This is a genomic window from Streptomyces sp. TAA204 (assembly GCF_000424965.1).
Genome location: NZ_AUKW01000006.1, coordinates 305,509 through 330,691 on the forward strand (window position 1 = coordinate 305,509; position 25,183 = coordinate 330,691).

Annotated in this window: 16 protein-coding genes and 1 pseudogene; 8 read left to right on the plus strand and 9 right to left on the minus strand. The window is 72.4% G+C overall.

Annotation, left to right across the window (positions count from 1 at the left end; all coding sequences use genetic code 11):
* Positions 1-9: 9 nt before the first annotated feature.
* The 4 genes from hisG to H343_RS30555 all read left to right on the plus strand — a co-directional run bounded on the left by hisG (position 10) and on the right by H343_RS30555 (position 4,294).
* On the plus strand, positions 10-858 hold the full coding sequence (hisG, locus tag H343_RS0114150) for an ATP phosphoribosyltransferase (RefSeq protein WP_028431694.1): 849 nt from the start codon (positions 10-12) through the stop codon (positions 856-858).
* A gap of 90 nt (positions 859-948) precedes the next feature.
* A complete protein-coding gene (locus H343_RS0114155) occupies positions 949-1,395 on the plus strand; it encodes a PH domain-containing protein (RefSeq protein ID WP_028431695.1) in 447 nt (148 codons plus the stop codon).
* A gap of 221 nt (positions 1,396-1,616) precedes the next feature.
* Positions 1,617-3,056 (plus strand): hemolysin family protein, encoded by a 1,440-nt coding sequence (locus H343_RS0114160; RefSeq protein ID WP_028431696.1) that lies wholly within the window; start codon positions 1,617-1,619, stop codon positions 3,054-3,056.
* Positions 3,053-4,294 carry a hemolysin family protein gene (locus H343_RS30555; RefSeq protein WP_078505596.1) on the plus strand — a complete coding sequence of 414 codons (1,242 nt, stop codon included), beginning with the start codon at positions 3,053-3,055 and terminating at the stop codon, positions 4,292-4,294. Before H343_RS0114160 ends, H343_RS30555 begins: the two co-directional genes overlap by 4 nt.
* Here the strand turns inward: H343_RS30555 and H343_RS0114170 are convergent.
* Together H343_RS0114170 and H343_RS0114175 are read right to left on the minus strand one after the other, a co-directional pair.
* Positions 4,218-6,260, minus strand: coding sequence for an AAA family ATPase (locus H343_RS0114170; protein WP_199778922.1), 2,043 nt, complete (start codon positions 6,258-6,260; stop codon positions 4,218-4,220). The genes H343_RS30555 and H343_RS0114170 overlap by 77 nt on opposite strands.
* A 510-nt stretch (positions 6,261-6,770) precedes the next feature.
* Positions 6,771-7,403, minus strand: coding sequence for a hypothetical protein (locus tag H343_RS0114175; protein ID WP_051265189.1), 633 nt, complete (start codon positions 7,401-7,403; stop codon positions 6,771-6,773).
* A gap of 168 nt (positions 7,404-7,571) precedes the next feature.
* On the opposite strand from H343_RS0114175, the gene H343_RS0114180 reads away from it, so the two are divergent.
* The gene (locus H343_RS0114180) at positions 7,572-8,963 is read left to right on the plus strand and encodes a peptidase C39 family protein (protein ID WP_028431699.1); all 1,392 of its coding nucleotides are present in this window, start codon (positions 7,572-7,574) and stop codon (positions 8,961-8,963) included.
* 145 nt (positions 8,964-9,108) lie between these two features.
* Here the strand turns inward: H343_RS0114180 and H343_RS0114185 are convergent.
* Both H343_RS0114185 and H343_RS0114195 read right to left on the minus strand, forming a co-directional pair.
* Positions 9,109-9,399: pseudogene (locus tag H343_RS0114185) on the minus strand (DegT/DnrJ/EryC1/StrS family aminotransferase); the annotation flags it as partial.
* Positions 9,400-9,844: 445 nt separating this feature from the next.
* A complete protein-coding gene (locus tag H343_RS0114195) occupies positions 9,845-12,034 on the minus strand; it encodes a M20/M25/M40 family metallo-hydrolase (RefSeq protein ID WP_158679561.1) in 2,190 nt (729 codons plus the stop codon).
* A gap of 275 nt (positions 12,035-12,309) precedes the next feature.
* Between H343_RS0114195 and H343_RS0114200 the strand changes: the two genes are divergently transcribed.
* Positions 12,310-14,526 carry a LuxR family transcriptional regulator gene (locus H343_RS0114200; RefSeq protein ID WP_028431703.1) on the plus strand — a complete coding sequence of 739 codons (2,217 nt, stop codon included), beginning with the start codon at positions 12,310-12,312 and terminating at the stop codon, positions 14,524-14,526.
* Here the strand turns inward: H343_RS0114200 and H343_RS0114205 are convergent, their stop codons facing one another.
* The 3 genes from H343_RS0114205 to H343_RS0114215 are packed head-to-tail and all read right to left on the minus strand — an operon-like array spanning position 14,527 to position 18,822.
* Positions 14,527-17,262, minus strand: coding sequence for a non-ribosomal peptide synthetase (locus H343_RS0114205; protein ID WP_486586898.1), 2,736 nt, complete (start codon positions 17,260-17,262; stop codon positions 14,527-14,529).
* Between the two features lie 16 nt (positions 17,263-17,278).
* The gene (locus H343_RS0114210) at positions 17,279-18,109 is read right to left on the minus strand and encodes an SDR family oxidoreductase (RefSeq protein ID WP_028431705.1); all 831 of its coding nucleotides are present in this window, start codon (positions 18,107-18,109) and stop codon (positions 17,279-17,281) included.
* Positions 18,106-18,822 (minus strand): alpha/beta fold hydrolase, encoded by a 717-nt coding sequence (locus H343_RS0114215; RefSeq protein WP_028431706.1) that lies wholly within the window; start codon positions 18,820-18,822, stop codon positions 18,106-18,108. The genes H343_RS0114210 and H343_RS0114215 overlap by 4 nt, the downstream gene beginning before the upstream one ends.
* A gap of 169 nt (positions 18,823-18,991) precedes the next feature.
* On the opposite strand from H343_RS0114215, the gene H343_RS0114220 reads away from it, so the two are divergent.
* Positions 18,992-20,140 carry a homoserine dehydrogenase gene (locus tag H343_RS0114220; protein ID WP_028431707.1) on the plus strand — a complete coding sequence of 383 codons (1,149 nt, stop codon included), beginning with the start codon at positions 18,992-18,994 and terminating at the stop codon, positions 20,138-20,140.
* Positions 20,128-20,517: an ACT domain-containing protein gene (locus H343_RS0114225; RefSeq protein ID WP_028431708.1), complete on the plus strand. Its 390-nt coding sequence runs from the start codon at positions 20,128-20,130 to the stop codon at positions 20,515-20,517. The genes H343_RS0114220 and H343_RS0114225 overlap by 13 nt, the downstream gene beginning before the upstream one ends.
* Here the strand turns inward: H343_RS0114225 and H343_RS30560 are convergent.
* Together H343_RS30560 and H343_RS0114235 are read right to left on the minus strand one after the other, a co-directional pair.
* Positions 20,493-21,788, minus strand: coding sequence for an MFS transporter (locus H343_RS30560; protein WP_051265195.1), 1,296 nt, complete (start codon positions 21,786-21,788; stop codon positions 20,493-20,495). The two genes, H343_RS0114225 and H343_RS30560, sit on opposite strands and share 25 nt — an antisense overlap.
* Positions 21,781-25,176, minus strand: coding sequence for a non-ribosomal peptide synthetase (locus H343_RS0114235; RefSeq protein WP_028431709.1), 3,396 nt, complete (start codon positions 25,174-25,176; stop codon positions 21,781-21,783). Before H343_RS0114235 ends, H343_RS30560 begins: the two co-directional genes overlap by 8 nt.
* Positions 25,177-25,183: the final 7 nt, after the last annotated feature.

Below are 25,183 nucleotides of genomic sequence, written 5' to 3' on the forward strand. Positions count from 1 at the left end.
GCCCGCACCATGCTGCGCATCGCCGTCCCCAACAAGGGTTCACTGTCCGAGCCTGCGGTGGAGATGCTCCATGAGGCGGGTTACCGGCAGCGCAAGGACCGCCGTGAACTCGTGCTCGTCGACAGCGAGAACGAGGTCGAGTTCTTCTTCCTGCGCCCCCGCGACATCGCCGTGTACGTCGGTTCCGGCAAGCTCGACATCGGCATCACCGGCCGCGACCTGCTGCTGGACTCCGGGGCGCAGGCCGAGGAGATCCTCCAACTCGGCTTCGCCGGCTCCACGTTCCGCTACGCCACCACCCCCGGCACGGCCACGACGGTGCACGACCTCGGCGGCATGACCGTCGCCACCTCCTTCGCCGGGCTGGTCACCAAGCACCTGGCCGACCACGGGGTCGAGGCGTCCGTGGTCCGGCTGGACGGCGCCGTGGAGACGGCCATCCAACTGGGCGTCGCCGAAGTCATCGCCGACGTCGTCGAGACCGGAACCACTCTGCGCAACGCGGGACTCGAGATCATCAGCGAGCCGATCCTGCGCTCCGAGGCCGTGGTCGTACGCGGTCTGGACGTGGCCGGCGACGACCCCAAGACCGGCCAGTTCCTCCGCCGGATGCAGGGCGTCCTCGTGGCGCGGCGCTACGTGATGATGGACTACGACATCCGCGCCGAGCACCTGGAGGCGGCCGTGGCCCTCACGCCCGGCCTGGAGTCGCCCACCGTCTCCCCGCTGCACGACCAGGGCTGGGTCGCCGTACGCTCCATGGTGCGCACGAACGAGGCGCAGCGGATCATGGACGATCTCTACGAACTGGGCGCACGCGCCATCCTCACCACCGGCATCCACGCCTGCCGTCTGTAGGACGTGCCGGTCTCCCGAGGTGATCCCGCCCTCCTTCGCGGACCCTCCGTGGAGGGGGCACCGCCCTCGCAGCAGCCAGGAGTCCCGCAGATGAGTGAACCGCCCGCTCTGCCCGTCACGTTCCGGCCGACCCGCACCCGCGTCGTCCTCGTCGCCGTGGGTGCGGCGGTGTGCGCCGTGCTGACCCTGGTCGGGCTGATCGTGCCGACGACGAGTCCGGGGGAGCGGCTCAGCTTCGTCTTCACCGGCGTGCTCTTCCTCGGCGTACTGCTGCTGCTCTCGCGTCCGCACGTCACCGCGGACGAGGACGGGATCACCGTCGTCAACCTGACCAGGAGGCGCCGCCTCGAATGGGCGGAAGTGCTGCGCGTGAATCTGCGCTCGGGAGACCCCTGGGTCTCGCTCGACCTCGCCGACGGCACCAGCCTTCCCGCCATGGGCATTCAGCCGGGGATCGCCAAACAGCAGGCCGTCGCCGACGCGAGCGCGCTGCGTGCCCTGGCGGAGAAGCACGGCACCGGGGACACCGTGGGCTGAGCGGCGCTCCGCACGCCCGCGTACACCCGGAAGCGGAACCGAGCCGTCCGGCCAGTGCCTCTGCCCAGTACCGGGCAGAGGCCATTACGCTGGTCCGGGTGGCTCTCGGCCGCACCCCGCTTCCGTGACCCCCTACCCGAGGAGTGACCACCGCCGGCAATGGACGGATCGTCCTGTAGTACCTGCGCTGTGCCTCCCCCGGAAGTCCGGGGAGCCGCAGCATGACCCTCTCGCTCGTACTGCTCGCGGCTGCCTTCGTGCTGATCCTGGCCAACGGCTTCTTCGTCGCCGCCGAGTTCTCCCTCGTCACCGTCGAGCGCCCCGAGGCCGAACGTGCCGCCGCCGAGGGCGACCGCCGGGCCCGGTCCGTCACCGCCGCCCTGCGCGAGCTCTCCTTCCAGCTCTCCGGCACTCAACTCGGCATCACTCTCACCTCGCTGGTGGTCGGCATGCTCTGCGAGCCCGCCCTCGCGCACCTGCTCAGCCCCACGCTGAGCGCCGCCGGACTGCCCGACGGCGCTGTGCCGGGCGTGGCCGTGATGACCGGCATGCTGGTGGCCTCGTCCGTGCAGATGGTCCTGGGCGAGCTGGTCCCCAAGAACTGGGCCGTCTCCAGACCGCTGTCCGTGGCCCTTTTCGTCGCCCGCCCGCAGCGCCTCTTCGCCGCCGCGTTCCGGCCCCTGATCTCGGCCCTCAACGCTGTCGCCAACCGCATCGTGGCCACCTTCGGCGTGCATCCCGCCCAAGAGCTGGCGTCCGCGCGCACACCGGGCGAACTGGTCTCCCTCGCCCGGCACTCCGCACGCGCCGGAGCCATCGAGCAGGACACCGCGGACCTGTTCGTGAGGACGCTGTCACTGACGGCGCTGACCGCCCAGCACGTGATGACCCCAAGGCTGCGGGTATGCGCCCTGCAGGGCGGCGCCACCGCCGAGGACGTACTCAACCTCACCCGCGCCACCGGCCTCTCCCGCTTCCCCGTCTACGGCGACCGGATGGACGAGATCACCGGTATCGCCCATCTCAAGGACGCCCTCGCCGTCCCCGCCCACGAACGGCTGCGCACCCCCGTGGCCCGAATCGCCGCTCCCGTGCTGCTCGTTCCGCAGACCCTTCCCGTCCAGCCGCTGCTGGAGCGGCTCCGCCGCGAGGCACCCCTCGCCGTGGTCGTCGACGAGTACGGCGGCACGGCCGGAGTCGTCACCCTGGAGGACATCGCCGAGGAGCTCGTCGGGGAGGTGCGTGACGAACACGACGGCGAGGCCCTGCCCGCGCTGGCCCCCGCACCGCCCGACGCCCAGGGACGTCCCGCGTGGGACGCCGACGGCGGGTGCCGGGTCGACGTGCTGCGCCGCATCGGGCTCGAAGCTCCCGAGGGTCCGTACGAGACGGTGGCAGGGCTCGTCGCCGACCGCCTCGGCCGCATCCCCGCGCCCGGGGACACGGCGCGGCTGCCGGGCGGAGGGGGCGCGGCGGGCTGGCTGTTGCGGGTGCGGCACGTGGCGCACCACCGCGCGGAACGCGTCCGCATCGTGCGTACGGCGCAGGGCGGTCCGCAGGACGGTTCGCGGGGCGCCGGCTCCGGGGGAAGCCGTCCTGCCGGTGCCGGTGACCGCGCCTTTCGGCGAAGTGCCCCGGCGGCCGGGGGGAGCTGCCGGTGAGCGCCCTTCAACTCCTCCTCGCCGCCCTTCTCGTGCTGGGCAACGGCTTCTTCGTGGGTGCCGAGTTCGCCCTGGTCTCGGTGCGCCGCAGCCAGATCGAACCACTGGCCGCCGCCGGTGCCGGCCGCGCCCGCAGGGTGCTCGAGGGCCTGGAGAACCTGCCGCAGATGATGGCCGCGGCGCAGTTCGGCATCACCGTGTGCTCACTGACCCTCGGAGCGGTCGCCGAACCGACCGTCGCCCGCCTGCTGGAGCCGGTCTTCCACGCGGCAGGTGTGCCCGAGGCACTCATCCACCCCGCCGGGTACGCCATCGCGCTCGCCGCCGTCGTCTTCTGCCACCTCGTCATCGGCGAAATGGTGCCGAAGAACCTGGCCATGGCCGCCCCGGAGCGCACCGCCCTGTGGCTGAGCCCCGCCCTGGTGGCCTTCGCCCGGCTCTGCCGGCCGGTGACAGCGGCCTTCGGGTCCCTCTCGAGGCTGATCCTTCGCGGATTCCGCGTCGAGCCCAGGGACGAGGTCGAGGCGGTCTTCACCAGCGAACAGCTCACCGGTCTCCTCGCCGACTCCCGGCAGGCCGGCCTGCTGGACCACGCGGAACACGAACGCCTCTCCGACGCCCTCGGACTCGGCTCCCGCCCCGTGACGGACGTACTGCTGGAGGGCGGTGCCCTGGTGGCCGTCCCTCCCGGTGTCACCCCGCGCGAGATCGAGGACCTCACCGTACGGACGGGCTACTCCCGCTTTCCCGTCCGCGCGCCCGGCGGCGCCTTCATGGGCTATCTGCACGTCAAGGACGTCCTCGACCTCACCGAGCACGACCGTGCCGTTCCGCAGCACCTGTGGCGCACGATGACCACCCTGCGCGCCGAAGTCCCCCTCGACGACGCCCTGACGGCGATGCGCGGCGCGGCCTCGCACCTCGCGGCCGTCGCGGACGCCTCGGGACGGGTGCTGGGCCTGGCGGCGCTGGAGGACGTACTGGAAGAGCTGCTCGGCGAGATGCACGACCCGGCGCACCGGTCCGGCGGGCCGCCGCCGCAGCGGAAGCACCCACCGGTGCAGGCCGGGGGCGACGGGCAGACAGGAGGTGCCCCGCACCCGGGTGGCGGCACCGATCGCTTTACGGCCACGGAGCCCGCCGGCCGCGCGGAGGCCTCCGTCAGACCGGCGGAGGAGGGTCAGGACGGGGACCGTCGGGGCCCCTCCCGGACAGCACCTCACCGTACGCCTGCATGAGGTCGGGCAGCCTCAGCGTCGCCAGATCCTCCCGGCCGGGATCGCCCGGATATCCGGACAGCCGCAGGTCGCGGTACGCGCAGCTCTTCTCGTAGAGGGTGCGCAGGAAGCGGCCGTTGCCCAGTTCGTCCACCCAGCCCTGGTCGACGACGTGGCCGCTGATGCTGCGCAGCTCCTCCAGGCTCTCCTCGTCCCACAGGTCACCGTTCTCGGCGGCCAGGACCTCGCCGATCGCGGTCAGTTCCAGCGGCCGGTAGCTGGGGAAGTCGACGCGCGTCGTGAAGCGGGAGGACAGACCCGGATTGGCGGCCAGGAGCCGGTCCATGCCCTCCCGGTAGCCGGCGAGGATGACCACGAGCTGATCGCGGTTGTCCTCGGCGCGCTTGAGCAGTACCTGGAGCGCCTCGTCGCCGTAGGCGTCGCCCTTGCTGTAGCCGGAGTTGGCCAGGGCGTAGGCCTCGTCGACGAAGAGCACGCCGCCCATCGCCGAGTCGATCAGCTCATTGGCCTTCACGGCCGTCTGCCCGAGGAACTCCCCGACCAGATCGGCCCGCTGGGCCTCCACCAGATGATCGCCGCCGAGCAGTCCCAGCGCGTAGAACGCCCGTCCGAGTATTCGTGCCACCGTCGTCTTGCCCGTACCCGAGGGCCCCGAGAAGACGAAGTGTCTCTTCGGCGGCTGTACCGGCAGTCCCTGCGCGGCACGCAGCCGCGCCATGTGGAGCTGCGCCGAGAGCGCCCTCACCTGGCGTTTGACCGGCTCCAGGCCGACCATCCGCTCCAGCTCCTCCAGCGCCTGCGCCAGCAGCGCCGGGTCCGAGGGGCCGGTGAGCACCCGCTCGGTGCCGGCGTCGGTGGCGTGCGGCACCGTACGGCCCCGTACGGCGTCGGAGTCGACGCGTACGGGCTCGGCGGGGTCGCCGGAGTCCTCCAGCCGCAGCGCGTCCGCGCCCGGGTCGACGTCGGGGTCGGCGCCCTCCGCCGGGTCCGGCACCTCCAGCCCGCCGGGAGGGGCGGCGGGGCCCGGAGCGCTCTCTCCGGCGGCCGGCTCCCCGGCACCGCCTGACTCCACGCCTGGCTCGATGCTCTCGCCGAGCCCGTCCAGCCCTTCCATGCCCTCCATGCCGCCGCCCTGTCCGCTGCCGGTGCCGGCCAGGGTGATCGCGGTGGCCAGGTCGCCGGCCTCGCCGAGACCGTCGCCCTCGGCGATGTTCGTCAGCCGGGCCGCGGTGTCCATGAAGGCCGGATCGATACGGTGCACGGCGCGGTAGAGCGGCAGGGCGGCGGCGCTGCGCCCCGTGCCCTCGCGGGCGCGCGCCAGCCAGTAACGCAGCTCCTTGCGCTGCGGCTGCTCGCTGCGGCAGCGCATCAGCGCGGCAGAGAGCAGCGGTTCGGCCTGCCCGTACATCTCCAGGCGTACGCGCGCCATCCCCGCGAACAGGCCCGCCTCGATGCCCAGCAGCGGATCGTCGACGAGGACCTCGGTGTGTGCGACCAGCCGCTCCCAGTCCTTGGCCAGGTAGGCGCGGCACGCGTGCAGGAAGCGCACCTGCGGATCGGTCTCCACCGGCGGGCAGTCGGCGAGTGCCCGGTCCAGCTCGGCGACGTGCCGCCCGTCCAGCCAGTGGGAGGCGTGCGCCAGCAGCAGGTCGCGTTCGCTCTCCAGTACCGGCTGCACCCACCAGCCCAGCCAGTACCAGGAGTTGAGGTCACGCGCGTAGCGTGCGCGCTGTTCGCCGAAGCGCCGCCGGTGGTGGTACATGCGCAGCAGTGCCGTGGGGGTGTCCGCGCGCAGCGCGTGCAGGCCCAGCCAGGCGTCGGCCATGCCCGGGTCGAGCCGGACCGCCGTGTGGAACTCCTCCTCGGCCTGTGCGTACTGGCCCACGGTGTAGGCGTCGACGCCGCGCAGCCACGCGAGATCGGCAGGGGCGTGCAGGTGCTGGCCGCTGTGCGTGCCGTAATCCATCACGTCCCCCACGAAACGTAACCCCCGCCATCCGCCGACGGCCGCCCGCTGCATCCCCGGTCATGTCGAGCTCCGGGACGTCCCTGCACCGGAGGACCGGAGAGGCGTCGGACGAATGTCCGTGATCCGGGAGGGAATTGGGGCCGGCTGACCCTGGTTTGCCCGATGTCACGCGCGCCTACGCATCGTACCTGCGAGGTTGTCGCCGCCGAAGGGCGGTGCGGGCGCGGGAGGAAGGGCTGAAGCAGGGACTCCGGTACGGTCACGAACGGTCACGAACGGTGATCCCGGGCGGCGGGTGAGACCCCCGCGGGCCCGGGCGCGGGCAGAACGAAGCCCCCGATCACGGGGGAACAACCGGGGGCTTCGCGTCTGCAGGCGACCTGTACAGACCGCCTGTTGGAAAAGTAATTCCTCGGATGCTCCCGGGTCAAGCGGCTCTGCGGCACGGCACCCGGCGCACCCACAAGGGACACCCAACGGGTCACCGTGGGTGACGAGTTGGGACTGTCAGCGGTCTCCCGCGGGCCCCGCCCTCACCTCGAAACCCTCTCGTCCCGCCCGCACCAGAGAATTCGCAGACGAATACGAGGGGTCCTCCGCGAAGTGCGCGGTCTCCGCGCGCGTCCACTCCGCCCAGAACGGCGCCAGCCCTGCGCCGTCCCGCCGCAGCCCCCGCTCCCACGCCCGCTCCCGCGGCATGTCCATCCACAGCAGACAGGCCAGATACGGGCGCAGCGCGCGGCGCCCCGCCCCGACTCCCTCGATGAGCACGACAGGCTCCGGCGGCAGCACCGAGGCGGCGCCGGCGCCCTCGGGGAAGGCGCCGGCCGTCCAGTCGTAAGGCGTCCAGCGGGCCGGGCGGCCCCCGGCCAGGGGCGTGAGGATCTGCCGCACCAGCCGCCCGTCCCAGCCGAAGAAGTCCTCGTGCGTCGCCAGGTCGTCCAGATGCAGTACGGGCGCACCGGAGAGTTCGGCAGAGAGGCGGGCGGCGAATGTGGTCTTGCCCGAGCCGGCGTGGCCGTCCACCGCCACGAGCCGCACCGGGCCGCACGAGGGCGGCAGCGCCCTCAGGCGGGCGGCGAGACGGGGGAGGGGCGCGGCCGGGGAGCCGGACGGGGCGCAGGACGCGGACGGGCTCATCCGGCCCAGCGTACGGGCGGGGGAGCACCGGGACCGTCACTGGTCCACACCAATATTGGTGCCAGGCCGATGCCCGGTGCTCTGGCCCGGGGGGCGCTCCACCGGCGATAGTGGCACTCTGACGCGCACCTGCCGCCGCATGGGAACCGAGTTGAGGGATCTATGGCCATGAACAGCAGACCCGCCGCACGCCGCACCGTACTGGCCGCCGCCGTAGCCACCGCGGCCGGCGTCGCATCCGCGCCCCAGGCCACCGCGAGCGCGCGGCTGACCGCGCGGGCGGCGGGCAGCACCGCGGCACGGGCGGGACGTGGCGCCTCGGATGTCCACCTGCACAGCTGGAGCCGCTACCGCGACTGGGTCGAGGGCAGGGCCGAGGGCGTACGGGTCGTCGGCGGACGCCGTCCCGCCGTCGTCTTCGGGCGGGCACAGGGCACGGTCGAGTACGAGGACCCCCACACCGGAGAGAGCGCCGAGTGGGAGTACGCCAGGTGGACCTCGCCGCTGCGCAAACCCGGCGTCGACGCCGGGGAGGTCATCACCTCCTGGAACGCCCGTACCCCCAAGGGCACTTGGCTGCGCGTGGAACTCCACGGCCTCTACTCGGACGGCACGCGGACACCCTGGTACACCATGGGCGTGTGGACCTCCGGAGACGGCGGGGACGTACCGCGCCGTACGTCCGTCGACGACCAGAGCGACGACAAGTCCAGCGTGTGGACCGACACTTTCGCCATCGACGACCTGGCCGGCGGCCTGCGGCTGGTGGCCTACCAGCTGCGCCTGACCCTCCACCGCGCCGTGGGCAGCGGCGCCGAGCCGGCGGTGTGGCGGCTGAGCGCGATGAGTTCCGACGTCCCCGACCGCTTCGAGGTCCCCGCCTCCGAGCCCGGTCCGGCGCGCGGTGTCGAACTGGACGTGCCGCGGTACTCGCAGGAGATCCACAAGGGCCAGTACCCGGAGTACGACGGGGGCGGCGAGGCGTGGTGCAGCCCCACCTCGTCCCAGATGATCATCGAGTACTGGGGCCGGAAGCCCTCCGCCGGGGACCTGGAGTGGGTCGATCCCGACTTCGCCGACCCGCAGGTCTGCCACGCGGCCCGCCACACCTTCGACTACCAGTACGAGGGGTGCGGCAACTGGCCCTTCAACGTCGCCTACGCGGCCACGTACCGGGACATGCAGGGGGTCGTCACCCGGCTCGGGAGCCTGACGGACGTGGAGCGTCTGGTGGCGGCGGGCATCCCCGTCATCACCTCGCAGTCCTTCATCGAGTCCGAACTCGACGGCGCCGGATACGGCACGGCGGGCCACCTGATGACCGTCGTCGGCTTCACCGAGGACGGAGACGTCGTCGCCAACGACCCGGCGTCCGAGGACAACGAGGCCGTCCGGCACGTCTACAAGCGCCGTCAGTGGGAGAACATCTGGCTGCGCACCAAGCGCAAGGACGAGGAGGGCGAGGTCAAGTCCGCGACGGGCGGCGTGTGTTACCTCTACTTCCCCACCCGGCTTTCCGCAGCTCAGAAGCGGGTTCTGAAGTCCCTCGGAGTGCACTGACGCCCACGGCGAAGCGCCCCTCGCGATCTTCGCGAGGGGCGCTCTCTGCGTCCGGGCCGGCCCCGGGGAGAATCCGGGGTGCCGCCCGGACCTGGCTGACGGCTGGGCAGGTCTCTCTCCTGCCCACGGCTTGCGTCCCCACCGCTCAGAGCTCGGCCAGCACCTCGTGCAGGGCCGCGGTCACCTTGTCCTGGACGTCGGTGGGCAGTGCCGGATACATCGGCAACGAGAAGATCTCGTCCGACAGTCGCTCCGTGACCGGGAGCGATCCCCTGGCGTAGCCGAGGTGCGCGAAGCCGGTCATCGTGCGGACCGGGCAGGGATAGCTGATGTTGGGTGAGATGCCGTACCCCTTCAGGGCCTCGACGATCTCGTCACGGCGGGGATGGCGGACCACATACACGTAATGCACATGGTCGTTCCCGTCCGCGGTGGATTGCCGTCGTGACCGGGGCCCAGTTCGTTGGCCGGCTCCTGGTCCGCGGTGGCGATGCTGGCAGTGAAGGCCGGCGGGTCCGCCGGACGTGCGACGGCGTTCTCCGTCAGGCGTGCCAACCGTTCCTTGGGGTTGCGTATCCGGGACGTTGCGCCGTGCACGCGCCCGCGCGCACGGAACTGGCCGGCGCCGAAGCCTGCGAGCGGCAGCTTGCGCGGGATCGTGTCCATCCGCCCCACATGCTTGGCCACCAATTCCCGGTTGCGGTCCAGTTCGTCGCGCCACTCCTTCGCCCAACGACCGGCCGCAGGGCGTGACTTACCCGCATCTGAGGGGGCGGCACCCCGCGTGGGGAGGAGAATGTCAAGTCGGCCGGCACGGCTCTGGTGCACGCACCCTCGTCCGCGGTGGCGGAAGTGAGGGCGGCCCGCGGGCAGGTGCCCGTTCATCCCCGGAAGCGGTCCGCCACGATCGTCCTCGACCCGGACACCGTCCACTCCGGCATGCTCCTGGCCACCCGGGCGGCGTCAGCTCCCGTCCCCTTGAAGGTCTGCTCGACCAGCGCGGTCACGGGTCCGCCCGTCCGCACCGTCGCGGTGAACCCCTCCGGGCGTCCGACCACGTCCACCGTGGCTTCCTGCCCGTCGCAAGAACGGCCGTTCACCGACAGGACCGGACCGGTGAGTGTGATCCGAACTCTGGGGGCCGCGTTGGCGCCGACGTCGATCGTCAACTCCCGGTCGCTCGGCCGGCGGAAGCTGACCCTGCCGGACGGCACGGTTCTCGGCTTCGCCAGCAGCGCGTCCCCGCGCACTCGCAGGCCCGTCGCGTCGGCGGCGTCCTGCAGCAGGCCGAGTGACCGGGCCGACTGGGGGCCGTCGCTCTCCAGGAGGATCCGCGTGCCGCCGGCTGTCTGTTCCTGCATGAGGATCAGGTGCTTCGGACGCTCCGGGGTGTAGGGCGGCAGCACCGCCGACGCCACGAGGCCCGTGACGAGTACGACGGCCAGCGCGGCCGGCGCGGCCGGCGCGCGACGCGGACGTCCGGCATGCACGGCGAACACCGCGACCGCCAGTGCGAGGGGGAAGACGACCACGGCTGTCAGCGCACCGAGGATCACGTCGGGTGGGACGGCGAACGACTCGCGGCCCAGCAGCGGAACGAGCAGCGTGTAGATGTTGCGTACGAACTCGGCCGCCAGGAGGGTCTGCGCCGCAACGGCCACGACCACCGGCCATGCCGCCCACCGCCGGCCGAGCGTCGCGGAGACCCACAGAGCGAGCGTCAGCAGAGCGCTGAAGGTCCACAGCAGGTACGCGGCGCTGACGCCGGCCCAGGCCGTGACGCAGCTGAGCACGGTCGCCGCGGCGGTCACGCCCAGGGCAACCGTCAGGGTGGCCTCCTGCCTGGAGGCCCGTGCGCGTCCGGAACGCCGCAGCAGCGCCAGCGGAGCAAGGGTCCCCGCGACGGCGGCGGGGATGTGGAGAAGACCGATCAGCCACGGCCTGCCGTACCAGGAGAACTCCCCCTGCGTCAGCCAGGTGAGCCCCCCGACGGCGAGCCCGGCGACGATGCCCGTGAGCAGTCCGCCGGTCGCCAGCCCGGCGGAGAGCAGGACGGCCCGGGCCCGGACACGTCCGCGGCGGCGTTCCAGCAGTACGAGGCCCGCCAGCGCGGCTGACAGGACGGCCGAGCCGATGACCGGCACGACCGGGTCGAACGTCACCCAGGCCCGGTTGAGCAGGTCGAAGTAGTAGGGCGCCGGCGAGGCTTCGGGGTGGTCCAGCTCGGCCACGACGCCGGTGACCGTGTCGACCGCGGCCTGCGCTGTGCCCGGCGGAATCCGGCCGACGCGGTCGAGCGGCGTGTGGTAGACGTAACCGTCGCCGATGGGGGCGTAGTCGATGCCCTGCCAGCCCGCCTCCCGCCACACGCGGCTGTCGGTGTCGGAGTTGAGCAGCCCGGTCTGGAAGAGCTGCTGCCCGACGACGGAGCCGAGCGGTCGGGGGGCGGCCCCCGCCGCGTCCACCAGGCCGCCGCTGTTCGCCGATGCCTGGAAGAGCACCGGCAGACCGCCGGCCCCGATCGCTTCCATGTTCAAGTACCACTTGACGTCGCGCGCCCACCGGTGGCGGGTGAACGCGTCCGCGCCGGTGAACCCCGCCTCTTCCCCGCCGTTGAAGAGGAAGACCACCGTGTGCTCGGGTCTGTCCCGGCTCAGCGCGCGTGCCGCCTCGATCATGGCTCCGACGTTGACCGCGTCGTCGGCTGCGCCACGGCTCTCGAGGGGTGCGTCCACATGAGCGTTGACGAGAACTGTCTTTGGGCTCTTCCCGGCTATTCGGGCGATCACGTTGCTCACCGAGTACGTCACGTCGCGTTCCTCGAGACGGACGGTTCCGGAAGCCCGCTGCCGTGTGACGTCCACTCCCGGGACGGCTGTGAGGGAGCGCTGCACGTCGCCCATGGCGGCTGCCAGCTGGGGTGTTCCGACGTGGCGGTAGCCGTGCTCCTGCAGGCGTTTCGTGGTGGCGAGAGCGCGCTTGCCCGCCTCGCGGTCGTCGCCGGGCGTGGCGGAGTTGAAGGCGATCGAGAACGTGACCGCGGTGAGGACCGCGAATGTCAGCCACGTCACCGCGAACCTCATGTTCGCGCGCCGTGGCCGGTGGGCCGCTTCGTCTGCCTCTGTGGCCGGAATCGGACCGCCGCAGCGGTCGGTGCGGAGCGGCATGACGGGACCTTATCCGATGGGGGTGAGGGGCGCCGGCCTCGGGTTGACGGTACGTCAACACCCGCGCGAGAAGCGTTATCACGCCTGGCAGGTCAACTGCGAGTGCTATTGTCTGTCTGTTTGATTCGTGCTCTGCCAATGGGCGGGGAGTGACGACAACTCGGGGGGTTGCGTCAACGATGACGCGTTACAGATCGTCTTTCCCGTGGCGCGACCTGCCCGAAGTGGTCGAGATTCGCGGCGACCGGGGTGCGGGCAAGACCACGATGCTGGCCGACATCGTCACCTGGGCCCGCGCCCGGGGCACGACGGTGGCAGCGGCGCACCCGCCGGAGACTCAGCCTCCTTGCCCCTACGGGCTGTTGCTGGACCTTCTGGACGCGCTGCCCGCAGCACCGGCGGCCGGCGGTGCGGACGGCTTCGCCGGAGCGCCCTGGTTGCGGACGAGCATGCTGGACGGACACTGCCGGGACCGGACGGGTCGTCACCTGGCCGCTGCGCTCCGCCGGGAGCTGTGCGCGAGTGCGCCTTCCGGCGGGCTGCTGGTCGTCCTGGACGACGTGCAGTGGGCCGATGCGGCCTCCGTGCGGCTGCTGGAGCACCTGGTCCGGCATTCCGCCGACGGGCGGGGGCCCGGCGGGCGGGTCAGCCTCGTCGTCGCGCACCGCCCACGCCAGACGCCTCATGTCCTGCTGGCGGCCCTCGACCAGGGCGTCGGCGCCGGGCGCGTCGTGCGGGCCGTGCCGCAGCCGCTGCCGGCCGAGGAGGCGCTGACGCTGTTGCCCGCGGACCTGGACTGGCAGGAGAGCGCCCGCATTCTCACCCAATGCCGGGGCAACCCCGGTCTGTTGACGGCCTGCGCGGACGCCCTGAAGCAGCGCGGCGCGCGTTCCCTGGCACCTCCGGCGCTCTCGCCGGAGGTGCTGACCGGCGCGGTGCGTGACTTCCACCGGCTGTCCGAGACCGCGCTGCACGTCGCCGGGGCGGGGACGGTGCTGACGGAGCCGTTCGACGTGAAGCTGCTGCGGAGGGTGGCCGATGTCGGCGATCAGTTCTGCGACGCGATGGACGAACTGGTGCGGTTCGACATCTTCACCATGGACACGTCGCTGGCCGATCTCCGCTTCAGCACGTGGCTCCAGCGCGCGGCTGCGCATTGCGTGGCCGGGGCCGGCTGGCTGGTCGGTGCCCAGGAGCGGGCGGCCGCGGCCGGCGGGAGCCGGCCTGCGGCAGAGAGCCGGAGGCCGGCTGCCGGGGCGCTGGTCGAGGCGGCTGCGCGGCGGCGGTGGTCCAACGCACCCGCGGCGGTCGTGTGGTCGGAGGCTGCCGCGGCGGTGCCGGAGGAGTCCAGCCGTTCCGCCGTGGTCTGCGGCAGCGCGCTCGCGCTGACGGGCCGGTTCGTACGGGCACTGGAGCTGCTGGGGCGGCCGTGGCCCGACCGCACCCTGCCCGACCGGGTCGAGGCCGCCCAGTGGCACGCCTGGTGCGAGGACATGCTGGGACGGCCGCAGGCGGGCGCCGCCGTGACAACCGAGTACGTCGCGCGGAGCCGGAACCTGTCCGACTCGTACCGGGCGGTTCTCATGGGTACGCGGATCGCGAGCGAGTTGCGGGCCGGGCGGCGCGTCTCGCCGGACAGCGTGTCGGAATCCGAGAGCCTCCTCGGCGCGGTGCCGTCCGTGACACGGGGATGGCTGAGTGCGCTGCTGGCCAAGGCCGCCCTCGGCTCGGCCGGCCCGGTGCCGATGGGCGCCGCCTTCCATGCCACGAGCGCCGCGCTGCTGCTGGACGAAGCCGGTGACGAGGCCGTCGCATGCCATCTCGACGGGCTGGTGTGGCTGGCGGAGGCCGAGTTGCAACTCGACCGTGTGCGCGCAGCCGGACGCCACGCGGGACGCGGTCTGAAGGTCTCCCAGGAACGGGGCTTCCGCGCGCACGCCGTGGTGCTGGCCGAACTGCTCACCCGGCACGGCCGTGCCGCCGGAGACGCCGACGCCTCGGCGAAGTACGCACGAGTGGCGGAGTCGTCCGCCGCTGAGACCGACAGCGACCATCTTCTCGCTCTGGCCGGACGTGCACGTGCGGCGGCCAGCCAGGGCCCGGACGCCGGGGCGAGCGCGGCCGGTGCCCGCAGGGAGCCGCTGGGCATGCTCAGCAACCGGGAGGTGGAGGTCGCGGTCCTCGTCAGCCGGGGCTGCACCAACCAGCGCATAGCGCGGGCCCTGTCGATCAGCCAGAAGACGGTGGAGACCCATCTGGGGCGCATCTTCCGCAAGCTGACGGTGTCCTCCCGTGCCGAGGTGGCGGCCCTTGTCGGACGCTCTCGTGGGGACCGTGGCGATGATGAGGTTCCGGGGGTGTTCGGGCTCGACGCCGCCCGCCGGCGTACGGCGTGATCAAACTCCCGACGACCCCGACGCGATGTGCTGGAGAAGTTCGCGTGCGGTGCGCAGACGGTAGATCGTCGGCACGTCGACAGGCAGACCCCGGTCGCGCAGCTCCCTGCTGAGGCGCAGCGCCAGCAGGGAGTTGCCCCCGAGGTCGAAGAAGTCGTCCTCCATCCCGGCGTCCGTGTTCACCACGTCCCGCCAGGTCGTGAGGAACCTGTGCTCGGCCTCGTCCGAGCCGTCCGCCGCCGGTGCAGCCGTCCCGTCGGGCGCCGGCGGCGCAGCGTGGAGGGAGACCAGGGCGCGTTCGTCGACCTTGCCGTTGGGCGTCAGCGGGATCTCCCCGACGGGTACGACGACCGGAACGAGGTAGTCGGGCAGCGACCGCGCCAGGTGACGACGGAGCTCGCGCCGGTCGCCGCCGGTGAGAACCACGAACGCCGTGAGCAGGGCGCCGTCGGCGTCCTCCCCGTCCGCCACGGCGAGCACGGCGGCGTCGGCGGCGTAACCGCTGGCGAGGACGTGGTGCCGGACCTCTCCCGGTTCGATCCGGTGCCCCCGCACCTTGATCTGGCCGTCGATGCGGCCGTGGTGCTCCAGGGTGCCGTCGTCCCGGAGGACGCCCAGGTCCCCGCTGAGGTACATGGGCGCGCCGTCGAGCGGGTCGCGGACGAAGCGCTGCCGGGTCAGTTCGGGCCTGCCGAGATAGCCGAGTGCCAGCCCGTCACCGGTCACCGCGATCTCCCCCTTGACCCCCGTCGGCAGGTGGTGCCGGGCGCTGTCGAGGATCCGCACTCCCCATCCCGGCAGCGGTCCACCGACCGTACGGCCGGCCGACAGCGCGTCACCGCGGGTCACGGTGTGAGCGGTGACGTGCACGGTGGTCTCTGTGATTCCGAACATGTTCACGACTCGGCACCGGGCTTCCGGGTGCACGTCGAACCACGGAATGAGCCTCGCCGCGTCCAGCGGCTCTCCGCCCAGCACCACCAGCCGTACGCCCTCCAGCGCCGGGCCGGCGCGTTCGAGGTCGATGAGCCGCTGGAAGGACGACGGTGTCTGGCTGAGCACGGTGACGCGCTCCCGCGCCAGCAGCCCTCGGAAGTCCTCCGGGGAGCGGCACGTCAGATAGGGCACGACCACGAGCCGTCCGCCGGTGGCCAGCGCTCCCCAGATCTCCCACACCGAGAAGTCGAATGTGAACGAGTGGAACCACGTCCACACGTCCTCCGAGCCGAGCGACAGGTCCTCCCGGGTGGCGCCGATCAGGGCGGTGACGTTGCGGTGCGGCACCACCACGCCCTTCGGCCGGCCCGTCGAACCCGAAGTGTGGATGACGTAGGCGGGATCGCCGGCGCGGGGGTGGTCAGCTGTGGCCTCCTGTCTGCTCCCGGCTCGTCTCCCGTCGGCTTCGAGCGCCGCAAGGGTGACCGCTCGCCGGTCCGGGACTGCGCTGTCTGCGCCGTCTGGGCCGGTGGAGCCGACGACCACCACTTCGAGGTCCGTGTCCCGTGTGAGGTACTCCCGCCGGGCGCGGGGGTGGGCCGGATCGAGCGGCACGTAGGTTCCACCCGCCGAGAGGACGGCGAGCAGGGTCACCACGAGGTCCGCCGACCGGTCGAGGCAGACGCCGACCCGGGTGCGACGGCGTACGCCGAGCCCGCGCAGTCCGGCGGCCACGGCGTCGGCGCGCTCGACCAGTTCGCGGTAGCTGAGCCCGGCCCCGCCGTCGGTCACCGCGGTCGTGTCCGGGGACCGGGCGGCCTGTGCACGGACCAGATCGGGGATGGTCGCCGCCGGTGCGGGGCCGGTCCTGGCAGCCGAGGCCAGCGCGACGATCCGGGTGGCTTCGTCGGGATCGAGGAGCGGGAAGTCGCCGGCACGGCCTGACGGACTCCCGCCCGCGACGGCTTCGCTCACGGACGTCAGCATCGACGGCAGGTGGCGTACGCCGGGGAGGCGGGCGGAGTGCCGGCGCCAGCCGCGCACCTCGACCACGCCGGCGGAGTCGGGCTGGACGTGCAGAGTGAGCGCGCTGCCGTCGCAGAGCCGGGGCCGGTACCGCAGTTCGGAGGGTGTCCGCGGCGCGGGATCGATGTGGACGGTGACGCGGTGGGCGGCCTCCTGGCTGTCCGGGTGCACGGTGCCCTCGGGAAACGTGTGGGCCGCACGGAACTCGGCCGTCGTCGTCTCCGGTCCCAGGGGGGAGACCATTCTGGTCCCGGTCCCGGACGGGGTGATCACGTCGAGGACCGCGGGGTGCTCGGCGGTCCGGGCGAGCAGCAGGGCCACCAGCGCGACGACGTCGTCCGTGAGCCGGAGGCACTCGCGAAGCGCGGGAAGTGCCACGGTGAACTCCGCCACGCCCGTGCCCGTGCCCGTGCCCACACCGGTGTCCCGTCCGGGTGCTGCGGGCGTGGCGGGCCACGGTTCACCTCCGGTGACGGCCGCCGCGATGCGGTCCAGCTCCGCCCGGTCGATCCGGTCCGCCCGCGCGACCACCACGAGATCCCTGACGCCGTCGCCGTACTCCAGCAGTGTCGCCCGGAGGGCCGGTCCCGCCGGGCTCAGTGCGATGCAGAGTTCCCGGTCACGGCGTGCGGCAGCGAGCGGGCTGCCGGAAGGGCCCGGTACGTGCTCCGTCCACACGCGCTGGGCTGCGCCTGTCGCGGCGGCAAGCCGCGCGCGGCATGTCCCGGCGTCGGCCCCGGCGGGCAGCCGGTGGACCGCCCCGTGCGACGGCACGGTGAGCACCTCCCGGTCAGCGGGCACTGAAGCCGCCGTCGACGGTGACGACACTGCCCGTGGTGTCGGCGGACTCGTCCGAGGCGAGCCACAGCACGGCCGCGGCGACGCTGCCGGGCTCGACCAGCTTGTTGGTGGGCTGCTGGCTCACCAGCGCCGGCTCCTGGTCCGTGGCGCCGATACGGAGGCAGCGGCCGATCTCGGCGAGCATGCGGCCCTCGTTGGGTCCGCCGTCGCGGACGGAGCCGGGGCACACCGCGTTCACACGCACCCGGTACGGAGCGAGGTCCAGGGCGGTGGCCTTGGTCAGTCCGACGAGGCCGTGCTTGGAGGCGACGTAGCCGCTGAAGTTCCGGTAGCCGACCAGCCCGGCGGTCGAGGCGATGTTCACGATGCTGCCGTGGCGGCGTTCGGTCATGTCGCCGCAGACCGCCTTCGTCAGCCGCCACGGCGCGGTCAGATTGACCTCCGTCATCACTGCCCACTCCGGCTCGGTGACGTCGTTCACCGCCTGTCCGGAGGGGGAGACGAGGCCGGCGTTGTTCACGAGCACGTCGATGTGCCCGAACCGCTCCCGCCCTTTCGCCACCGCATCGGTTACCTGTTCGACTTCCCGTACGTCGGCTGTCAGCGACAGGACCGCTGCGCCGCGCTCCCGGGCCAGCCGGGACGTGTGGTCCAGCTGGCTGCGCGTCGCCATCGGGTAGGGAACGCCCGGAAGGTCGGCCGCGACGTCGAGCAGCACGAGGTTCGCGCCCTCGTCGGCGAAGGCAGCGGCGCAGGCGCGGCCGATCCCTCGCCCGGCCCCCGTGATGAGGGCGGTCCGTCCCGCCAGCCGCCCTGTCATCCGGAGTGCTCCAGTGAGTCCGCGGTTTCGCCCACCAGGCTCAGCAGCCGGGGCCATGCGTCGACGAGGTACATGTGGCCGCCCTCGACGTCGGCCAGCCGGAAGGGGCCGGTGGTGACCTCACGCCACTGCTCCGCCTGTGCGGCGCCGACGATGGCGTCGTCGCTGCCGCGGACCGCGAGGACCGGGACGTCCAGCTTGGGAGCGTCCTCGTCGGCCCGGTAGTCCTCGTGCATCGCGACGTCGGCCCGCAGGGGCGGCAGCAGCACCTCGCGGAGTTCGGGTTCGCCCAGCGCGGGATGACGGTACCCGGCGATGACCTCGACGCCGGCGACGAACTCCTCGTCGGGCAGCCCGGTGATCCGTCCGCCCCGGGGCACTCCGGGCCGGGTCGAGCCGCTCGCCACGAGCATCAGTGCGGGCGCCGCTTCTGCGGCTGCGAGCGCGCGGCAGAGTTCGTAGGCGAGGATCGCGCCGAAACTGTGGCCGAGGACGACGACCCGGTCGGCAGCGCGGGCGGCCGGCAGCACCTCGGGCACGACGACGGACAACAGGCCCGCCACGTCCCGCTGTTCGGGCTCACCGAACCGCTTCTCCCTGCCGGGGATGCCGACCGGCTCGACGTGCATGCCTGCGGTCGGGCCCTTCCAGCCGTGGAAGAAGCTGGGTCCCGCACCGGCCGGCGGGAGGCACAGAACCGTCGTCTTCGGCATGACCTTCAACTTCCCACTCGGCAGGTGATCGTGAGCGGCCGCCATGCTTCCACGCCCCGTCCGCGGACCGGGAGTCGGGAGAGTTCCCGACGTACCGGCGGGCCCCCCGGGCCGCGGCCGCGCTGCTAGATTCGCGGTTCCCTCGGCAGCGGCTGGAAGACGGAACATCGTGAACGACAAACCGTGGAGGCTGTGTGTCGCCGGTGCCGGAAGTGTCGGAGCGGGGTTCCTCGCGATACTGCGCGACCGCCACGACGATCTGATCGCCCGCTACGGCGCGCAGTTGTCCGTCGTGGGTGTCGCGGAGCTCGGAGGTGCGGCCCTCGACCCGGACGGGCTGGATCTCCCGGTCGTCCTCGACGCGCTGGCGGCGGGAAGGCCGCTGGCCGCGCTGGCCGGCGTGGGCCGCCCGGGAATGTCCGCCGCGGACCTGCTGCGCGAGTGCGACGCCGACCTCCTGCTCGGAGCCACGCCCGTCGATCTGGCCGAGGGACGGCCGGGACTCGGCCTGGTGCGTCATGCGCTGGCGACGGGAACCCACGTCGTGCTGGCCGACAAGGGGCCGGTCGCACTCGCCTACGACGAACTCGCCGCCGCCAGTGACCTCGCTGACGGCTGGGGGATGCCGTATCCGCCATCGACCGGCGCGGACGAGCCGAGCGGCGCGGTCGACCGGCCGTGCCTGCGGTTCAGCGCCACCGTCGCCGGTGCACTTCCCGTGCTCAACATCGGGCGCCGCGACCTGGCGGGCGAGGAGGTGATCCGCATCGAGGGCGTGTTCAACGGGACGAGCCAGTACATCCTGCGGGCGATGGAGGCCGGTGCGGACTTCGAGGAGGCCCTGGCAGACACCCAGCGGCGCGGCATCGCCGAGGCCGATCCGTCGCTCGACGTCGACGGTCACGACGCGGCCTTCAAACTGCTCGTCACCGCCAACGCCGTGCTCGGCGCGGGCGCACGGCTGGAGGACGTGGCGGTGACCGGCATCCGCGGCCTTCCTGGTGAGGCGGTGCGGGCCGCGCCGGAATCCGGGCGCCGGCTCGTGCCGCTGGCGGTCGTCGAGCGGTCCCCCGACGGCTTCCGGCTGCGGGTCGGACCCGAGACCGTGGCCGAGGACCATCCACTGGCGCGGCTGCATCCCGACGAGATGGGGGTCGTCTACTACGCCGACCGCGTCGAGCGGATATCGGCCGCCAGCCTTGAACCGCGCCCGGAGCCGGCGTCGTCCGCGATGCTCCGTGACGTCCTGGAGATCGTGCGCACCAGACCGGAGCCGCCGTCCGCCGGAAGGAAACGCCACTCACCGTGCGCCGTTTGACCCTGTGCCAGGTCCCCGGCCGGTTCGCGATGCTCCGGCTCGGGCCGGACGACGATATCCCGACGTGGGCGCTGGCGCCCTCGAGCACGTTCACTTCGCTCACCCGCACCGGCGGCGAGCTGTCGCTGATCGTTCCCGCCGCGTCGGTACCCCTCGGAGTACGGTCCGACGGCGGGTGGTCCTGCCTCGGCATCGACCAGCAGTTCGGCCTGGACGTGCCCGGCATCGCGGACTCCGTGCTCTCCCCGCTCGCTTCGGCCGGGCAGAGCGTGTTCGTCGTCGCCACGTTCGACACGGACCACTTCCTCGTACGTGACGTCGCCGCCGCGGCGGCAGTGCTCGAAGCCGCCGGTCACCGGGTGCTGCTCGCCGGCTGAGCCGGGCCGCAGTCCTCGTCGTCCGGCTCCGGCGAGCGGCCGGTCACCAGCCGGAGGGCAACGACCGCGGCGACGGCGGTCGCGGCACCGCTGACGAAGAACGGCGCCCGCAGGCCTGCGAATTCGGCCACCACCCCGCCGAGCAGCCCACCGACCGGCGAGATCCCGTTGACGATCAGACGGTAGGCCGCGTTGACGCGACCGAACTGCGACTCCGGGATGATCTCCTGCCGGAGCGACAGGGTGACCACGGTCGCCATCGACGTGGCCAGCCCCACGAACGACAGTGCTCCGACCGCGGCGGCGACGTTCGTCGTCAGGCCGGCGATCACGAACGCGGCCGGGCACACGGAGATCGCCAGCAGCAGTGCCTTCGGCCGGCCGAGCCAGGCGACGCAACGCGGCGCGAGCATGAGACCCGCCAGTCCCCCGACGCCGATGCCGAGGAGGAGCAGCCCGTAGGCGCCGGCGCTGACGTGCAGTACGGAAACGGTGTAGAGGACGGCGATGCCGAGCACCGTGAGGTTGGCGAAGTTGACCAGGCAGATGGCGACGGCCACCGTGCGCAACGAGGTGGAACGCCACAGCCGGCGCATGCCGTCGACGGCTCCGCTCCCCAGCGTCCTGACGGACACGGACTGCCGGCCGTCCGGCCCCGCTCCCTCCTTCGGCGCGCGGCCGTCGCGGCCGTCGGGGCGGACCGTCCAGATCAGCACCGCGGCGGCGGCCGACAGCAGAGCGTCGATACCGAAGGGCAGCGCCGCGGCGACGGTGAGGAGCATGGGCCCGAACGGCGTGCCGAGGAAGTCCGTGGTGATCGACTGGGCACCGATGATCCTGCTGTTGGCCCTCTCCAGGCCGGCGCTGCCCGACACTTGGGGAACGACGGCCTGGGCCAGGTTGTCGGCGAGGGTGTCGACGGAACTGATGACGAACGACACCGCGATCAGCTGCCAGATCCCGGCGTTGCCGGTCAGGACGAGGATCGCGAACACGGCCACGACGGCGGTACGTCCCGCCATGCACAGCCACATCGTCCGCCAGGGAGCGACGGCGTCGGCCAGCGCGCCCGCGAAGGGACCGACGACGATCCACGGCACGCGAGCCGCGACCGTGACGAGTGCGATGAGCAGGGGCGACTGGGTGAGGGTGGTCGCGAAAACGGCGAGCGCGGCGATACGGCAGCCGTCGCCCAGCCCGGACAGCGCAGTCGCCGAGAACAGCCTCAGGAAGCCCTTCCCGAACCGCGGGCGCTGCCCGCCTCTAGTCACCGAGTCTCGCCGCGACCTCGCCGTCCGACATCTGCTGGACCTTCAGCACAACCGTGGCGATCCGCTCCGTGTCGACCCCGGCCGCGGCGCCCTGCGTCTGCACCATCCCGGACATCGCCTCGATCGTGGGTGCCTCGACGAAGAAGTGGAGCGGAAGCTCGATCCGGAAGACCTCGCGCACCCGGGAGACCACCACCGTCGCCAGCAGGGAGTTGCCGCCGTGGTCGAAGAAGTTGTCCCGTACCCCGATGTCGCCGGTGTCGAGGGCCTCGGACCAGATGCCCAGGAGCACCTCCTCCAGCGGTGTCGACGTGGGAACCGGCGCCGCAGCAGTGGGGACCGCGTCGGGTTCCGGCAGGGCCCCGTGGTCGACCTTTCCGCTGGTGGTCAGCGGGAACTCCGGCAGGACCGTGACGGTGACCGGGATCATGGGGGTCGGGACCCTTGTGCCCAGCTCGCGGCGGAGGCTGTCGGCGTCGGGCGGGTTCTTCCCCGCCACCGGCACGACGTAGGCGTGCAGGACATGGCTTCCCGTCCCGTCCGGGCGGGCGACGACCGCCGCGTCCCCCACCAGCGGCCCGGCGCGCAGCAGGCTCTCGACCTCGCCCGGCTCGACCCGGTAGCCGTGCACCTTGACCTGGCGGTCGATGCGGCCCAGGAACTCCAGCGAACCGTCGGCGAGCCACCGCACCCGGTCACCGGTCCGGTAGACGCGCTCGCCGGGGCGGAACGGATGGGGGACGAATGCCTCGGCCGTCTGCTCGGGCCGCCGGAAGTAGCCCTTGCCGAGCTGGGCCCCGCCGATGACCAGTTCGCCGGCGGCTCCCGGCGGTTGCAGGTTCATCCGGCCGTCCACGACGTAGAGGTCGCTGCCGGGGACGGGCGACCCGATCGGAACCGGGTCGGGCACGGGCAGCGAGACCGGCTGCGTCGTGATGTCGAGGGTCGTCTCCGTGGGGCCGTAGCAGTTGAAGAGCCGGGCATTCGGGAGGGCACGCAGCAGCTGCGTGGCGAGCGGCGGCGCCAGGACCTCGCCCGCGGACAGCACCAGCCGCAGTGAACTGCCGGCCTCGCCGAAGCCGGGCCTCATGAGCACCGGCCGCAGCAATGACGGGATGAACTCGCACGCCGTGACCTGATGCCTGGTCAGGACGTCGTGGAGGTAGGCGGGGTCGGTGCCCAGCCGAGGGCGGGCCAGGACGGTCCGTGCTCCGCAGAAGAGCGGGACGAGGATCTCCCACATGGCCGGGTCGGCATTGACGGTGCTCTTGTGGAGGACGACGTCCTGCTCGGTGAAGCCCATCTCCTCGCGCATTCCGAGCATCCGGTTGCCGATGCCGTGATGCGTCAGCACGACGCCCTTCGGCTTGCCGGTGGAGCCGGAGGTGTAGAGGAGGTACGCGCCGTCCGCCGGGTCGACACGGACGCCGGGCCGCTTCTCCGGGCAGGCCGCCAGTTCGGTGGCGACGGCGTCCAGATCGACGACGGCCGGTACACCGGAAGCACCTTCCGCGCCGTCGAAGCGGCCGGTCACCGCTGACTCGGTGATCACCAGTTCGGGGTCCGCGTCCTGGATCAGGTCATCGACCCGGCTCCGCGGATGGCCGGGGTCGAGAGGCACGCACACAGCGCCGGCCTTCAGGACGCCCAGCAGCGAGACGACGAGTTCGGCCCGGCGGTCCAGGCAGACCGCGACCCGGTCGCCGGATTCCACCCCGCGTGCGAGCAGCCAGTGCGCCATCCGGTTCGCCTGCCGGTCCAGTTCGCGGTAGGTGAGCGTGGCCTGCTCTTCGCCGTCGACGGCGACGGCGACACGGTCCGGGGACTCGTCGGCGCGGTCGGTGAACAGATCCTGCAACGGCCGGGCGGGGTGGGCGGGGGACTGGCTGCCGCTCGTCTCGGACAGCAGGGTGCGGCGCGCGTTGCCGGACATCACCGGCAGTGCGGCCAGCGGGATGTCGGTGCCGGCCTCGGCGACGTGCTCGAGGGCTGCAGCCACCCCCTGCGCGATCTGGGCCGCCGTGGACGCGCCGAACAGGTCGGCGGAGTGGACCAGCCAGCCCTCCAGTCCGCCGTCGTCCCGCGGGGTGAAGTCCAGGCTGAAGTCGAAGTCGGTTCCCGAGCGCGGCTGTTTGGGGACGACCGACTCCACTCCGGGCAGCTTCAGCTCACCCAGTGGTGTGTTGTTGAGGGTGAGCAGCACCCTCAACAGGCCCGACGGACCGCTGTCGTGCTCGCCTGCCAGGTCTCCGGCCACCTGGTCGAAGGGGAGGTCGGCGTGGGCGGACCCGCCCACGACGGTCTCGCGCGCCCGGGCCAGCAACTCCCGGAAGGTGAGAACGCCGTCGAAGTCGATGTCGAGGGCGACGGTGTTGACGAAGAAGCCGAAGATCTGCTCGAACTCGGGCCGGCTGCGTCCCGCCACCGGCGTGGCCAGCAGCGTCCGTGTCTGCCCCGACCAGCGGTGGAGAACGTACGCGTACGCGGCCAGCAGGACCATGAACAGCGTGGAGTCGTGTGCACGCCCCGCACGGGCCAGGGCAGCCGTCAGCTCCGGCCCGAGATGCAGTGGCACCGACCGGCCCGTGAACGTGCGCCTGGCCGGTTCGGGACGGTCGCCCGGTACCCGCAGCGGCTCGACGCCGGCGAGCCTGTCGCGCCAGTACGCCCGGTGCGGCTCCGGTTCGTCGCCCGCGAGCCAGTCGCGCTGCCAGGCGGCGAAGTCCGGGTAGCCGACCGGGGGCGGCGGGAGTTCCACCGGCCGGCCGTCGACGGCGGCGGCGTAGGCCGCAGAGAGATCCTCCACCAGCAGGCCCAGCGACCAGCCGTCCGCGATGATGTGGTGCAGCACCAGCCCGAGGCGCCAGGTGCGGCCGTTTTCGTCGTCTGCCGTCCGCCACAGCCGGACCCGTGCCAGGCTGCCTGTCGCGAGGTCGAACGGTCTGCGCGTGAGCTGGTCCATCAGCCGCGGCAGTTCCCGCTCGCTCGCCCGGCCGACCTCCAGGTCGGCCACCGCCTCGTCAGGGGGCCTCACGACCTGCAGCACCGTCCGCTGCCCGGTGTCGAGTTCGAAACCGGTGCGAAGTGCTTCGTGCCGCCGGACGACCGCGCGCCAGGCGTCGCGGAACGCCTGCTCGTCCAGGTCGCCCGACAAGGTGCAGAGCACGGGGATGACGTAGGCCGCCGAGGCCGGGTTCAGCTCGTGCAGGAAGTACAGCCGTTCCTGGCCGGGGGCCGCGGGGAAGCGCGCGATGCCTTCTCCGCGCGGGACGCGAGGGGCAGGGGCCGCGTGCTCCCGCCGCCGTCCGGCGAGCCGCCGCTCGACCTCCGCGCGCTGTCCGGGAGACAGCGCCGCGAGCTTGCGGCGCAGCGCGTCGTTGTCCGTCATGTCGTTC